The sequence below is a fragment of the Cobetia sp. UIB-001 genome, from assembly GCF_044789135.1.
Lineage (GTDB): Bacteria > Pseudomonadota > Gammaproteobacteria > Pseudomonadales > Halomonadaceae > Cobetia > Cobetia amphilecti.
The window spans coordinates 2,789,573-2,802,386 of the sequence record NZ_CP058244.1; the positions used below are offsets into that span (position 1 = coordinate 2,789,573).

Annotated in this window: 11 protein-coding genes; 6 read left to right on the forward strand and 5 right to left on the reverse strand. The window is 63.3% G+C overall.

What is annotated here, in order from left to right; all coding sequences use genetic code 11:
• Positions 1–58: 58 nt before the first annotated feature.
• The 6 genes from rsxD to HA399_RS11615 all read left to right on the forward strand — a co-directional run bounded on the left by rsxD (position 59) and on the right by HA399_RS11615 (position 6,104).
• Positions 59–1,099: an electron transport complex subunit RsxD gene (gene rsxD / locus HA399_RS11590; protein WP_404325066.1), complete on the forward strand. Its 1,041-nt coding sequence runs from the start codon at positions 59–61 to the stop codon at positions 1,097–1,099.
• Entirely contained in the window at positions 1,096–1,875 is a 780-nt protein-coding gene (gene rsxG, locus HA399_RS11595; RefSeq protein WP_192837644.1) for an electron transport complex subunit RsxG, read from the forward strand. The genes rsxD and rsxG overlap by 4 nt, the downstream gene beginning before the upstream one ends.
• Positions 1,868–2,578 (forward strand): electron transport complex subunit E, encoded by a 711-nt coding sequence (locus tag HA399_RS11600; protein WP_043334099.1) that lies wholly within the window; start codon positions 1,868–1,870, stop codon positions 2,576–2,578. The genes rsxG and HA399_RS11600 overlap by 8 nt, the downstream gene beginning before the upstream one ends.
• Before the next feature lie 90 nt (positions 2,579–2,668).
• Entirely contained in the window at positions 2,669–3,304 is a 636-nt protein-coding gene (nth, locus tag HA399_RS11605; protein ID WP_043334098.1) for an endonuclease III, read from the forward strand.
• A gap of 243 nt (positions 3,305–3,547) precedes the next feature.
• Positions 3,548–5,755 carry an EAL domain-containing protein gene (locus HA399_RS11610; protein ID WP_404325067.1) on the forward strand — a complete coding sequence of 736 codons (2,208 nt, stop codon included), beginning with the start codon at positions 3,548–3,550 and terminating at the stop codon, positions 5,753–5,755.
• Positions 5,756–5,816: 61 nt separating this feature from the next.
• A complete protein-coding gene (locus HA399_RS11615; RefSeq protein ID WP_043334097.1) occupies positions 5,817–6,104 on the forward strand; it encodes a hypothetical protein in 288 nt (95 codons plus the stop codon).
• Between the two features lie 185 nt (positions 6,105–6,289).
• On the opposite strand, the gene pepN is transcribed toward HA399_RS11615, so the two are convergent.
• From pepN to HA399_RS11640, 5 genes are all read right to left on the reverse strand, one after another.
• Complete coding sequence (gene pepN, locus HA399_RS11620; protein ID WP_404325068.1) at positions 6,290–8,941, reverse strand: aminopeptidase N; 2,652 nt, start codon at positions 8,939–8,941, stop codon at positions 6,290–6,292.
• A 99-nt stretch (positions 8,942–9,040) separates the two neighbouring features.
• On the reverse strand, positions 9,041–9,466 hold the full coding sequence (locus HA399_RS11625; RefSeq protein ID WP_225996323.1) for a YbaN family protein: 426 nt from the start codon (positions 9,464–9,466) through the stop codon (positions 9,041–9,043).
• Positions 9,467–9,730: 264 nt separating this feature from the next.
• Entirely contained in the window at positions 9,731–10,942 is a 1,212-nt protein-coding gene (locus HA399_RS11630; RefSeq protein WP_404325069.1) for a glycerate kinase, read from the reverse strand.
• Positions 10,943–11,104: 162 nt separating this feature from the next.
• Positions 11,105–11,947: a S1-like domain-containing RNA-binding protein gene (locus HA399_RS11635; RefSeq protein ID WP_339926800.1), complete on the reverse strand. Its 843-nt coding sequence runs from the start codon at positions 11,945–11,947 to the stop codon at positions 11,105–11,107.
• A 301-nt stretch (positions 11,948–12,248) separates the two neighbouring features.
• Entirely contained in the window at positions 12,249–12,737 is a 489-nt protein-coding gene (locus tag HA399_RS11640; RefSeq protein WP_054556286.1) for a YajQ family cyclic di-GMP-binding protein, read from the reverse strand.
• Positions 12,738–12,814: the final 77 nt, after the last annotated feature.

Genomic DNA, 12,814 nt, shown 5'->3' on the forward strand with positions numbered 1-12,814 from the left:
CTCATCCTGAAGCACGCCTCGTGTCATTGCCCATTTACCGCAAGGATCTGACCGTCTCATGAGCCTGATGCATGCAAGCTCCCCCCATGCCCACGGGCCAACCGCTACCTCGCGCGTGATGGCCTGGGTGCTGGCCGCGACGCTGCCGGGTATCGCCGTGCTGTGCTGGCACTATGGCTGGGGTGTGCTGTTCAACCTCGTCTTCGCCTGTCTGGCGGGTGTCGCCCTCGAGGCGCTGCTGCTCAAGCTGCGTGGCCGTCCTGTCAGCTTCTTCCTCAAGGACAATTCGGCGCTGGTGACCTGCGTGCTGCTGGCGGTGTCGTTGCCGCCGCTGGCGCCCTGGTGGCTGGTACTGACCGGGGTGATCGCGGCCATCGTGGTCGCCAAGCAGCTCTACGGTGGCCTGGGCCAGAATCCGTTCAACCCGGCGATGGTCGCCTACGCGCTGCTGCTGATCTCCTTCCCGGTCGAGATGTCGCGCTGGTCATCCCCGGATGGCTTCGCACTCGGCTTCGCTGACAGCCTGCAGCAGTTCTTCGGTGTGATCGCCACGCCAGACGCCCTGACCGGGGCCACGCCGCTGGATGCCTTCCGCAACAAGGGCGAGCTTTCCAGCAGCGAGTTCTGGGCAGACCCGAGCCTACTGCCCGCCGCCAACCTGCTGGCCTGGCAGCAGACGGCCATCGCCTGGGGCCTCGGCGGCCTGGTGCTGCTGGCGCGTCGCCTGATCACCTGGCATATCCCGGTGGCGATGCTGGGCAGCCTGGCGGTGATCTCTGCCATCTTCGCCTTCGTGGATGGCGAGCAGCACGCCAGCCCCCTGTTCCATCTGCTTTGCGGTGCGGCGATCTTCGGCGCCTTCTTCATCGCCACGGACCCCGTCTCGGCGGCGACCTCCAACAAGGGCAAGCTCTATTACGGCGTCGGCATCGGCGTGCTGATCTACCTGATTCGCACCTTCGGCGCCTATCCTGACGCCATCGCCTTCGCGGTGCTGCTGATGAACTTCAGCGTGCCGTTCATCGATTACTACACCCAGCCACGCAGCTATGGTCACAAGAAGGCCCGTCGCGGCATCAAGCTGGAGGACAAGGCATGAGCCTGACGCCTGATCAGCCCGAACAGCAAGCCCAGGCCGCGCAGGGCCTGAAGCACACCATCGCGCGGGCCGCGCTGGGTCTGGCGGTCTTCGCCGTCGTCACCGCAGGCGTCGTCGCAGTGACCCAGATGACCACCGCCGAGACCATCGCCGACAACGAGCGTGCCGCCCAGAGCGCGGCGCTGGCCGAGATCATCCCGCCGTCGCTGCACGATAATGACCTGCTCGACGCGGCCTTTGCCCTGCCGCCCTCCCAGGTGCTGGGCCTGGAGAGCGCTGATACCGGCTGGCGCGCCACCCGAAATGGCGAGACCGTCGCGGTGCTGCTGCCAGTAGTGACCGGCAAGGGTTACAGCGGCGATATCCGCCTGCTGGTCGGTATCCGTGCCGATGGCAGCGTGGCCGGAGTGCGCGCCGTCAAGCACGCCGAGACCCCTGGGCTGGGCGACAAGATCGAAGCGCGCAAGTCCGACTGGATTCACGAATTCGATGACCAGACGCTCAGCTCGGTGGAATGGAAGGTGAACAAGGATGGCGGTGATTTCGACCAGTTCACCGGTGCAACCATCACCCCGCGCGCCGTGGTGGGTGCCGTTCGTCAGGCATTGATCTACTTCATGGCGCACCGCACGGCGCTGCTGGCCGGCGACAGCGAGACGCTGACTGCGACCCGCCGCGCTGCCAAGGCCCAGCAAGACACGCAAGCTCCCACCGCTGATGGCACGCTCACGCCATCAGCGCCTTCTGAACACGGCGGAGACGAACCTCATGAGTGATATCTCACTTGGCAAGATCAGCCGCGACGGCCTGTGGGACAACAACCCGGCGCTGGTACAGCTGCTGGGCCTGTGTCCGCTGCTGGCCGTCACCGCCAGTGTCGTCAACGCCATCGGGCTGGGGCTTGCCACGCTGCTGGTATTAATCGGCTCCAACGTGGCGGTGTCGCTGATCCGCAATCTGGTGCCTTCTGCAGTGCGCCTGCCGGCCTTCGTGATGATCATCGCCTCGTTCGTGACCTGTGCCGAGCTGCTGATGAAGGCCTACACCTATGAGCTCTATCAGATTCTCGGCATCTTCATTCCGCTGATCGTCACCAACTGCGCGATTCTCGGGCGTGCCGATGCCTTCGCCGCCAAGCATCCCGTGCTGCCGGCGGCCACCGATGGTCTGATGATGGGGCTGGGGTTCATGGCCGTGCTCGTGCTGCTGGGTGGCATGCGTGAGCTGTTCGGCCAGGGCACGCTGTTTGCCGGCATGGAACTGCTCGTCGGGCCGATGGCCGCCGACTGGCAGCTGACGATCTTCCCGGATTACTCCTTCCTGTTCCTGGTGCTGCCACCGGGCGCCTTCTTCTGCATGGGGCTGATCATCGCGGGCAAGAAGACCATCGATGAGCGACTCGAGCAGCGCCGCAAGGCGGCCAACGCCGATGCGCCCAAGGTATCGCGTCGTGTACGCGTGACTGGCACCATCTCCTGAGCCCCTCTCACACAGGCTGTCAGCCCACTGGCTGACAGCCTGTGTCGACGACGCCCGCTTCCAAGCCCTTACCGCCGTACCCGAGATACCATGAACGCCCAGAAACGCCTCGAGATCTTCACCCGCCTGCGCAACGAGAATCCTGAGCCACGCACCGAGCTTGCCTGGTCAACGCCCTTCGAGCTTTTGATCGCGGTGCTGCTGTCGGCGCAGGCGACGGATGTGGGCGTCAACAAGGCCACGGCGAAGCTGTATCCGGTCGCCAATACGCCGGAGAGCATCCTTGCGCTGGGCGTCGAGGGCCTGAAGGAGTACATCAAGACGATCGGCCTGTTCAACACCAAGGCCGAGAACGTCATCAAGACCTGCCGCATGCTGATCGAACGGCATGGTGGCGAGGTACCGCAGACCCGCGAGGCGCTCGAAGCGCTGCCCGGCGTGGGCCGCAAGACCGCCAACGTAGTGCTCAACACCGCCTTCGGCCAGCCGACCATGGCGGTGGACACGCACATCTTCCGTGTCTCCAACCGCACGCGCATCGCCCCGGGCAAGAACGTGCTGGAGGTCGAGCACAAGCTGATGCGCCATGTGCCCAAGGAGTTTCTGGTCGACGCCCACCACTGGCTGATCCTGCATGGCCGCTACACCTGCGTGGCACGCAAGCCGCGCTGTGGCAGCTGCATCATCGAAGACCTCTGCGAGTACAAGGACAAGGTCGATCTGTAACGCCTCAAGGCACGAGGATTTGATGACCCCTTCATGGCCAGGGGCTTGATGACTGGGGCTTGATGACTGGGACTTGATCACCAGGCGCCTGGCAAAAGCCCCGATCCTGCGTAGACTTCCTGCGTGGCATGCAGCGTGGGCTGCATGCGTGATCGTTGATTGAGCATGGACCCCGCTTCCCCGCCTATTCAACCGAGCGGCCACGTAGACTGAGAGCACAGACCGTCGCCTCAGGAACCTGCCATGACCGCACCTTCCGATGCCGGGGATCGCCGCTATCCGCGCCCAGAAGGCTCCGACGATTTCCGCCAGCCTGATGACAGCAGCCTGCACTTGCGCCTGCTGGAGATGTCGTCGCGTCTCGAGGCACTGGAAGCCGAGAACCACCTTTTACGCACCCTGGTCGACACCCACCCCGACATCATGTTCATCAAGGATGCCAAGGGGCTGTTTCGCTACGCCAACCGCACCCTGACCGAATTCTATGGCACCTCGCGCGAGGACATCATCGGGCGCGATGACAGCCATTACACCGGCAATACCGAGCAGAGCCACTTCTTTCGGCGCAGCGTGGAGCAAGTGCTCAGCAAGTTCGAGCGCGAGACGGTCTTCGAGGATGCCACCGACGGCACCACCGGCGAGGTCAACCACTTCCGCTCCATCAAGCAGCCCTTCCATGACATTCACGGTCAGCCGCTGGTCGCCGTTCTGGCGCACAACATCACGGCAGAAGTCCGTGAGCATGAGCGCAAGACCCGCCAGATCGACCACATCTATGACACCTCGCTGGAAGGCTTCTGGGACTGGAACATCCTGACCAGTTCCGTGACGCACAATCGCCGCTGGTCACAGATTCTGGGCATCCCGGAGAGCGAGCTCAGCAACAGCCTGGAAGAATTCGCAAGCCTGCTGCACCCCGAGGACAAACCCGAGGCGATGATCGCCATCCAGGACTGCATGGCGGGCAAGACGGCCTACTATCACCGTCACCGCATGCTGACCCGCGGTGGCGACGTCGTCTGGGTGATCGACAAGGGCGATGTCATCGAGCGTGACAGCGAAGGCAATCCGCTACGCATGATCGGCTCGATCACCGATATCACGCGTATCGTCGAATCAGAGGCCCTGCTGCACCAGCACAGTCGCTTCGACTCGCTGACCAAGCTGGCCAACCGAGCCACGCTGATCGACAGCCTGCAGCAGGCCATCATCATCACCGACGCCCGTGACACCCACGGCGCGCTCATCTTCATCGATCTGGATCACTTCAAGAAGATCAACGACCTGCTGGGGCATACCACCGGCGACCATCTGTTGATCGAGGTGGCCCACCGCCTGAGCTCCACGGTGCGTGACAGCGACCTGGTAGCACGCTTCGGCGGGGACGAGTTCGTCATCCTGGTTCAGCCCCTGAGCCATGATCCACAGACTGCCTGTCGCGAACTGGATGAGCTGATGGAGTGCCTGCAGCAGACGCTCAACCAGCCGTATTCGCTCTTGGGCCCACAGTCGCAGCCGCTGCAACATCACAGCTCGGCGAGCCTGGGCAGCATCATGTTCCATGATCGCCATCTGAGTGCGGAGGAGCTCATCCGGCGCGCGGATATCGCGATGTATCGCGCCAAGGAGGCCGGACGCAATCAGACCGTCCGCTTTGATCCCAGCATGCGCGTGGAGCTTGAGCGCGCCGTGCAGCTGGAAAATGATCTGCGCCGCGCCATCGAGAATGAAGAGCTCTACGTGGAACTGCAGCCGCAATTCGATCGAGGGCTCAAGCTGGTCGGCGCCGAGTGCCTGTTGCGCTGGCGACACGCCAAGCTCGGCAATATCTCGCCCTATGAATTCATTCCGCTGGCCGAGAAGAGCCAGCTGATCGACAGCCTCGGCGACTGGGTGCTGGAGCAGGCCTGCAAGCTGCTGGAGGACTGGCAGAAAGGCACCGCCTTCGCGAAGATCTATCTGTCGGTCAATGTCAGCGTCAAGCAGCTGGACTCCCCTCACTACGCCGGCAATGTCGCCAAGGCACTCAGCCAGCACACGCTTGACCCGCAATATCTGCAGCTGGAGCTGACCGAAAACGTCTTCGCCACCGACATGCCCGCCACGGTGGCACGCATGCACGAACTACGCTCGCTGGGCCTGCGTCTGTCGCTGGATGATTTCGGCACCGGCTTCTCCTCCCTGACCTACATCAAGCACCTGCCCTTCGATGAGCTCAAGGTCGACCGCAGCTTCGTCAATGATCTCGAGAATGACGAGATGAACCGCCGCATGGTGAACTTCATGGTGCAGCTGGGGCGTGAGCTGGGCATGTGCGTGGTGGCGGAAGGCGTCGAGACCCCCAGGCAGCGCGAACTGCTGCTGGAGATGGGCTGTGATGCCCTGCAGGGCTATCTGATGGACAAGCCGATGGCGATCGAGGCATTCACCGCCAAGTATCAGCTCGGATGACAGCGCATCCGCGTCTTTCATGGCACACTGGGGCCTCTTTTCTGTCTGGACATCATGCGTTATGGAAGACTTCTTCAACTGGATCGGCACGCAACTGGGTGCTGCCATTCGCTTCATCGTCGAAGGTCTGGGCGGTTTCTTCGCCAACTTCGATGATGCCCTATCGGGATTCTTCAATGGCCTCACTGGTGAGCTAGGGCTCAGCACTTCGCTGTTCAGCCTGCTGGGATTGATTCTGGGACTTTACCTGCTCTTCAAGGGCATCACGTCACTGTTGAGAGGCTCCATCATCGGCGGGCTATTGATGACCTTCATCGGCCTGACCTTCCTGGGTTGGATGATTGCCTGACAAGCGATGACCGTGTACGCAATGATCGTATACTCGATGGTCTTGAAAGCGATGCCCTGACGGGACTTGCGCCAGGCTCGTGACATGAAAAAGCCCCTGCCATTCGGCAGGGGCTTTTTCATGTCAGCGGCAGTCACCGCATCGCGCGATGACTGCCGTCTGTCTTCAAGGGCCAGCTCAGAGGATCAGGCCAGTGCCTTCTCCACGACTTCATAGAGGTTGTTCGAGAGCTTCTCGCCACGGATACGCTCAAGCTCAGCCTTCATCAAGTCCTGACGCTTGGCATCGAAACGCTTGTAGCGCGTCAGCGGCGTGATGATGCGCGCCGCGATTTCCGGATTCAGACGATTGAGTTCGATGACCACATCCGCCAGCAGACGATAACCTTCGCCGTCGAGACGGTGGAAGTTGACGCGGTTCTGGCCGGCGAAGGCGCCGATCAAGGCACGCACCTTGTTGGGGTTAGTCAACGAGAAGGCCGGGTGCTCCATCAGGAAGCGCACGCGGTCCAGCACATCGGCCTGCGGGCGCGTGACCTGGATCGAGAACCACTGGTCCATCACCAGCGGATCATGCGACCAGCGCTCGGCGAAGGACTTGAGCGCCGGGTCACCCAGATCGGTGCGTGAGGAGTGCACCAGCATCGTCAGCGCGGCACGCACATCGGTCATGTTGTGGGCCGCCGCCAGCTGGGCCTGGGCCAGACGCACGCCCTCCTCGTCCTCGATGCTCATCAGATAGCTGAGCGCGGCATTCTTGAGGCTGCGACGCGCCATCTGCTCGAAGGTCGGCGCGTAGTCGCCCTGCTGCGCATTGGCGTGATAGAGCGCCACGAAGTCGTCGCGCAGCGCACTGGCCAGCTGCGCCTTGGCGGTCTTGCGCGCCCAGTGGATGGCATCGACATCGACGACACTCTGCTGCTCGGCGATGTAGGCCTCCGAGGGCAGCGTCAGCATCTCGGCCAGCACCGCACGATCGGTAGCCTCGCTCTGGAGCAGGAAGCGATAGGCGGCCAGCAGGCGCTCATCCAGCTGGGCCTCCTGCTCGCCACGCTGCCAGGCCGCCATCAGGTCTTCAAGCGCTGCCATGGCCAGACGCTGACCGGCATCCCAGCGGTTGAAGCCATCGCTGTCGTGCTGCATCAGGAAGGCCAGCTGCTCACGGCTGTAGTCAAAGGCCAGCTTGACCGGCGCCGAGAAGCCACGCAGCAGCGACGGCACCGGCTCGGCATCGCCGGCAAGGCCGGTGAAGACGAAGGTCTGCTCGGCATCGGTCAGCTCCAGCACGGTTTCCGTGCCCAGCGCTTCGCCGTCGAGGGTCAGCGTCAGATCGTTGCCATCGGCGCCGACCAGCCCCATGCGCACCGGAATCACCAGCGGCAGCTTCTCCGCCTGCCCCGGTGAAGGCGGCGTGGACTGACGCAGCGTGAGGGAATAGGTGCCTGCCTGGGCATCGAAGGTGCTACTGGCGGCGATGTTCGGCGTTCCGGCCTGGGAGTACCAGCGCATGAACTGGCTGAAGTCGCGACCGGAGGCTTCGCTCATCGCGCTGATGAAGTCCTCGATGGTGGCGGCGCTGCCATCATTGCGTGCGAAGTAGAGGTCACTGCCACGGCGGAAGGCTTCTTCCCCGAGCAGATTGGCGACCATGCGCACCACTTCGGAACCCTTCTCGTAGATGGTCAGGGTGTAGAAGTTGGAAATCTCGATATAGGACGCCGGGCGCACCGGGTGTGCGGTGGGGCCGGCATCTTCGGCGAACTGCGCGGTACGCAGCATGGCGACGTCTTCGATACGCTTGACCGGCGCTGAGTTCATGTCGGCGGAGAAGGTCTGATCGCGATAGACGGTGAAGCCTTCCTTCAGGGACAGCTGGAACCAGTCACGGCAGGTGACGCGGTTGCCCGACCAGTTGTGGAAGTACTCATGGGCGACCACCCCTTCGACGCGCTGGAAGGCGGCGTCGGTGGTGGTATCGGGGTTGGCCAGCACGCAGGCGCTGTTGAAGATGTTGAGGCCCTTGTTCTCCATCGCGCCCATGTTGAAGTCGTTGACCGCGACGATCATGAAGATGTCGAGATCATATTCGCGACCGTAGACTTCCTCGTCCCACTTCATGGAGGCCTTGAGGGAGTTCATGGCGTGCTGGGTCTTGTCGAGATTTTCCGGCTCGACCCAGATTTCCAGAGCGACGTCACGGCCACTCATGGTGGTGAAGCTGTCGTCATGCTTGACCAGGTCCCCTGCCACCAGCGCGAACAGATAGCACGGCTTGGGATGCGGGTCCTGCCAGGTGACGAAGTGACGCCCACCCTCGTGCTCGCCACGCTCGATGGGGTTGCCGTTGGAGAGCAGGATCGGGTAGCTGTCCTTGTCGGCGATGATGGTGGTGGTGAACACCGACATCACGTCCGGGCGGTCCGGGTAGTAGGTGATGCGACGGAAGCCTTCGGCCTCGCACTGGGTGCAGAACATGCCCGAGGACACATAAAGCCCTTCCAGCGCGGTATTCGCGGCCGGGTCGATCACCACCACCGTCTCGAGCTCACAGTTGGCCGGCAGGCCGGCCAGCGTCAGGTGAGTCTCGTCGAGCTTGTATTCATCACTGGCCAGCGCTCGCCCATCGACACGCACGGACTCAAGCGTCAGATGCTCGCCGTTGAGCACCAGCGGCGGCGTGGCATCACTGCCCACGGCGGCATCGGGATTGGCCTCGAGGGTCAGCACGGTCGTCACACGGGTCGCGGACGGTGCCAGATCAAACGTCAGGCGGGTGTCCAGCACACGCCAGGCGGGTGCCTGATAATCGGCAAGATGAATCGCAGCAGGTTGTGACATCAAAGACTCCGCAATCAGCGCCGCGGGAGAGGACTCCTCACGGCAGGAAGACAGCGGACAGCGAGGGAGCAGACACCTCACCTGCCCGCGATGAAGCGCTCATTCGCGCGGAAGGGATTCGCCACTGACGGCAAGGTTCGCCCCCTCGCCCTTGGGCTCCGGGCGCGTGGCCAGCCAGAGTGCCAGCAGCGACAGGAAGACCAGCAGCGAGACCTTGACGGCCAGCACTGAGACGGTGAACAGGATGATCAGCATCGAGACGGCCAGCATGCTGACCGCCATGATGCGCGCGCGCAGCGGAATGGCGCGTTCGCGCTCCCAGGCCACCAGCGTCGGCCCGATCTGGGGGTGTTCCCGGATATAGCGCGCAAAGCGCGGTGAACCTCGGCTGGCACAGGCCAGCGCCAGCAGCATGAAGACGGTGGTGGGCAGCAGCGGCAGAAACATGCCAGCGAAGCCGATGCCGAAGAACAACCAGGCCAGGCCAAGCCAGCAGATACGCTTCATGCGCCGAAAGATCATCATGTCGGTTCCTCACCACCTGCGGTCACACACCGTGTGCTTCCTGCTATCAGTCAAACGCCAAGTCGTTCATGGGAAAAGTACTTTCTGACTATCCGCCTGATAGCAACTGCGTGCATGGTAACGGGCTTGCCGATATCGCGAAAGGCCACGCCCCCCGCCATGGGGGCCGTGGGCCGCTGTCTGCGGCCGGATTCAATGCCGCAATCCGTCGAGCTGGACGTGGGTTAGCTGCAGTCAGCCGGGCTGCGATCAGCCGGGCTGCGTTCAGCCGCGCTGCGCCAACTGCCAGAGACGCATGATAGCCTCGCAGCGGTCAGCCAGCAGCTCCGAGGTGCGCGCCAGCGCCTGCTCAAGAGGCATGGCGCTGTCACACAGCGTGAAGACGGCACTGACCCCCTCATCATGGGCGGCTTGCCAGCCCTCGGCCAGTCGTCCCGCCAACACGATGGCGGGCACTCCGGCGGCTCGCGCGGCTCGCGCCGCACCGATGGGGGTCTTGCCGCCCAGGCTCTGGCCATCCAGACCGCCTTCCCCGGTGATCAGCAGATCACAGCCCGCCAGACGTTCGCTCACATTGAGGCGCTCCATCACCAGCTCGATGCCCGGGCGCAATTCGCCGTTCAACCAGGCCGCCACCGCGTAGCCCATGCCGCCTGCGGCCCCTGCACCGGCCAACTGCTGCTGGTCTGTGCCCAGCACTTCAGCGCTCAGGCGCGCGAAGTGGCCCAGTGCCGCATCCAGTTCCTCGACCACCGCAGCATCGGCGCCCTTCTGCGGGCCGAACACGGCGCTCGCGCCACGCGCGCCACACAGGGGGTTGTCGACATCGACCGCGGCAGACACCTTGAGGTTGGCCAGGCGTGGGTCCAGCGCAGTGACGTCCAGGCTCGCCAGACGCGCGAGGGCCGCGCCACCTGCGGGCAGCTCATTGCCGTCAGCGTCGAGCAGACGCAGCCCGAGCGCGCGCAGCATGCCGCTGCCGCCATCGTTGGTGGCACTGCCGCCCAGCGTGACGATCAGTCGCTCGGCACCGGCGTCCAGCGCCGCCAGGATCAGCTCACCCACGCCATGCGTGTCGGCGACACGCGCGTCGCGCTCATCAGGGCTGACCAGATGCAGACCACTGGCTTCGGCCAGCTCGACGATGGCCGTGCGGCTACCCGGCTGCCAGCCCCACTGGGCGGTAACTTCACGCCCGAGCGGATCACGCACCTGAGCGCTGCGCGCCTCGATGGGGTCTGCTTCACTGGCCGCCGCCAACAACGCCGCCAGCGTGCCCTCGCCGCCATCCCCCAGCGGGCAGAGATCGATCTGTGCCTCGGGCAATACTCGGCGAACACCACGCGCCATGGCTTCGGCGGCATCACTGGCTGCCAGCGCTTCCTTGAAGCTGTCAGGAGCAATCAACAGACGCGGCGAACCAGCAGAAGCGGAGGCAGCAGAAGCGGAGGAGGCAGCAGAAGCAGAGACAGTCATGCAGACATTCCTTGTCGAAAGTGAAGGAGCGAATGGAGGCAACTCAGCACAAGATACCCCCATGATACGCTGTCATTGGTGCCATGCGGCAGCCTGAAACGCAAACTGCCACCCGTCGGTCTCCCGAGGGTGGCAGTGGCAGCACAGGCTGACAGCAGTGACTTACTTGACCAGACGCGTCTCGGTGGGCGCCAGCGTGACCTTGCCTTCGCGCTTCAGGTGACCGATGGCGCGCTTGAAGTTGGCCTTGCTGGCACCGAAGGCTTCACTGATGGCTTCCGGTTCGCTCTTATCGCCCAGCGGCAGCACGCCCTGACTGGCTTCCAGCGCGGCCAGAATGCGGTCCGCCAGCTGCTGATGGCCGGCCGGACCCGGCGCCTGCGGCGTGAGATCGACATTGCCGTTGCCGTCATTCTTCAACACCCACAGACGCAGACGGTTGCCGATGCGCAGACGCGTGAAGATACGGTCGTGGTGCACCAGGCCCCAATGGGCGTTTTCGATGATGATCTTCATGCCCAGGTCGGTGCGCGCAGCGACCAGACCGGAGACTTCCTGGCCCGCGGTATAGGTGGCCGGGGTCTTGTCGAGCCAGCGATCCAGACGCATCGAGGCGACCATGCGGTCACTGTGCTTATCGAGACCGACGTGCACCATGGCGAACTGGCCGGCCTTGAGCTCACGCTTGCGCTCGCCGTAGGGCAGCAGCAGGTCCTTGCCCAGGCCATTGTCGAGGAAGGTGCCGATGTCATTGACCTCGACCACCTTGAGCGCGGCGAACTCGCCGACCATGGCACGCGGATAGCGCGTGGTGGCCAGCAGGCGGTCTTCATCATCCAGGCTGACGAAGACTTCGACTTCGTCACCGATGTCGGCCCCCGCCGGAATGAAGGGCGTCGGCAGCAGGATTTCCCCGCGATCCCCACCATCGAGGAAGACGCCGAAGCCGACCCGCTTGGTGATCGTCAGGGTGTTGCGCTGGCCGATAGCGAGCGGAGCAGACATATAACCTCTCTTTGCGCGTTGTCGGGTGCCGAAACGGCCCGCATGGCGCAGATATTACGTACGAATAGGGTGAAACGCTTTGAAAGCGACGCGTCCGGTCGTCTCGAGTGAAACACCGGGTTGGACAAGCGTAGCGCCAGCGACGAGACATGACGCTTTCAAAGCGAATCTGTTGATCCAGAGAACATGCGAATCAGTGACTCTCACGACACCGCAAATCAGCGAATCAAACGAAGACAGCACCGCACGCCGATAGCGAACGGTGCTGAGAATGGCGATCGCCAGTCGCTTGCGCGCTGGATCAATCGCGGAAGTTGTTGAACTGCAGCGGCAGCTCGAGGCTCTCATCGCCCTTGAGCAGCGCCATGGCGCCCTGCAGGTCGTCACGCTTCTTGCCGGTGACGCGGACCTTCTCGCCCTGGATCTGTGCCTGGACCTTGAGCTTGGCATCCTTGAGCGCCTTGACGATCTTCTTGGCGGTCGGCTGGTCCAGTCCCTGACGCAGCACCAGCTGCTGACGGGCACGCACGCCAGCGGTGTCGGCGTCCTTCTCTTCCAGGCAGCGCACGTCGATGCCGCGCGCGATCAGACGGCCCTTGAGCAGTTCGATCATCTGACGCAACTGGAAGTCGGCGTCGGCTTCCAGATTGACGTTCTCTTCCTTCTCGAGTTCGAAGCTGGCAGTCACGCCCTTGAAATCAAAGCGCGTCGCGAGTTCGCGATTGGCCTGATCGACGGCATTCTGAACTTCGTGCTTGTCGAGTTCGGAGACAATATCGAATGACGGCATGGGAGCGATTCCTTTGAAGCCATGAAGAATAAACAGCGCATCCTAGCCCATGGGGGCCACGCGCGCCATGCCCCTGG

Bases quoted from the DNA above. Each gene is read 5' to 3' on its own strand.
- rsxD (WP_404325066.1), top strand. From the start codon at position 59: ATGAGCCTGATGCATGCAAGCTCCCCCCATGCCCACGGGCCAACCGCT.
- rsxG (WP_192837644.1), top strand. From the start codon at position 1,096: ATGAGCCTGACGCCTGATCAGCCCGAACAGCAAGCCCAGGCCGCGCAG.
- HA399_RS11600 (WP_043334099.1), top strand. From the start codon at position 1,868: ATGAGTGATATCTCACTTGGCAAGATCAGCCGCGACGGCCTGTGGGAC.
- nth (WP_043334098.1), top strand. From the start codon at position 2,669: ATGAACGCCCAGAAACGCCTCGAGATCTTCACCCGCCTGCGCAACGAG.
- HA399_RS11610 (WP_404325067.1), top strand. From the start codon at position 3,548: ATGACCGCACCTTCCGATGCCGGGGATCGCCGCTATCCGCGCCCAGAA.
- HA399_RS11615 (WP_043334097.1), top strand. From the start codon at position 5,817: ATGGAAGACTTCTTCAACTGGATCGGCACGCAACTGGGTGCTGCCATT.
- pepN (WP_404325068.1), bottom strand. From the start codon at position 8,941: ATGTCACAACCTGCTGCGATTCATCTTGCCGATTATCAGGCACCCGCC.
- HA399_RS11625 (WP_225996323.1), bottom strand. From the start codon at position 9,466: ATGATGATCTTTCGGCGCATGAAGCGTATCTGCTGGCTTGGCCTGGCC.
- HA399_RS11630 (WP_404325069.1), bottom strand. From the start codon at position 10,942: ATGACTGTCTCTGCTTCTGCTGCCTCCTCCGCTTCTGCTGCCTCCGCT.
- HA399_RS11635 (WP_339926800.1), bottom strand. From the start codon at position 11,947: ATGTCTGCTCCGCTCGCTATCGGCCAGCGCAACACCCTGACGATCACC.
- HA399_RS11640 (WP_054556286.1), bottom strand. From the start codon at position 12,737: ATGCCGTCATTCGATATTGTCTCCGAACTCGACAAGCACGAAGTTCAG.